The organism is Vibrio sp. 1069 (assembly GCF_033340555.1).
In genome coordinates this window covers 1-846 of record NZ_JAWOWP010000216.1, presented here as the reverse complement: position 1 = coordinate 846, position 846 = coordinate 1, and the positions used below count along the sequence as shown (strand labels likewise).

Sequence of the window (846 nt, the reverse complement as noted above, 5' to 3'; positions counted from 1 at the left end):
ATGCACGTAAGGGAACTGACCATCAACAGGCAAACTGGACGCCAGTTTCACAACCCCCACTAGCATTAATGGCGCGCCTTCCCCTGCGGCACGCGCAATCGCCAGAATCAAACCGGTGATAATCGCAGGCGTTGCCATTGGTAATACCACGCGCCACAACGTTTCAAATTGCGTCGCGCCAAGCGCCAAAGAACCGTGGCGTACTGAGCTCGGAATACGTGTTAAGCCTTCCTCTGTCGTAACAATAACCACGGGCAGTGTTAATACTGCTAACGTCAAAGCCGACCACAACAAACCCGGCGTACCGAAAGTTGGCGCTGGTAATCGCTCGGCATAAAACACGTTATCGATGGAGGCTCCGATGGTATAGACAAAGAAACCCAACCCGAACACGCCATACACGATCGAAGGAACCCCCGCCAAGTTGATGACCGCAATTCGAATAATTCGCGTAAGTGCGTTGTTCTTCGCGTATTCATGCAAGTAAATCGCAGCAACCACCCCAAGCGGCATCACGATAATCGACATGATAAGCACCAAGAAAACGGTTCCGAATATTGCAGGAAAAACGCCGCCTTCAGAGTTCGATTCTCTTGGATCTTCGGATAAGAATTTCCAGACCTGTTTACCCCAATGCATCACTTTGTCAGGTAACGACATTTGGTTTGGGTACCAGTAGTCCAATATGTCTTCAAGGGGAATCGAAACATGAGAACCCGTCATGTCCTCAACAATTAGTGCGTAGCCAGAAAGCTGTAAACGCAAGCCATCCAGTTGTAAGTCCAACTTCGCCAGCTCTTGTTCCACTTGCTCTTTTTGTTGCAAGTTCTGCGCTAAAAAATCGTC

General features: G+C 49.3%; 1 protein-coding gene. It reads right to left on the bottom strand.

Going from position 1 to position 846, the window contains the following annotated elements; translation table 11 throughout:
• On the bottom strand, nucleotides 1-846 hold an 846-nt coding region (gene pstA, locus R7040_RS25545), incomplete at both ends, for a phosphate ABC transporter permease PstA (protein WP_318097439.1).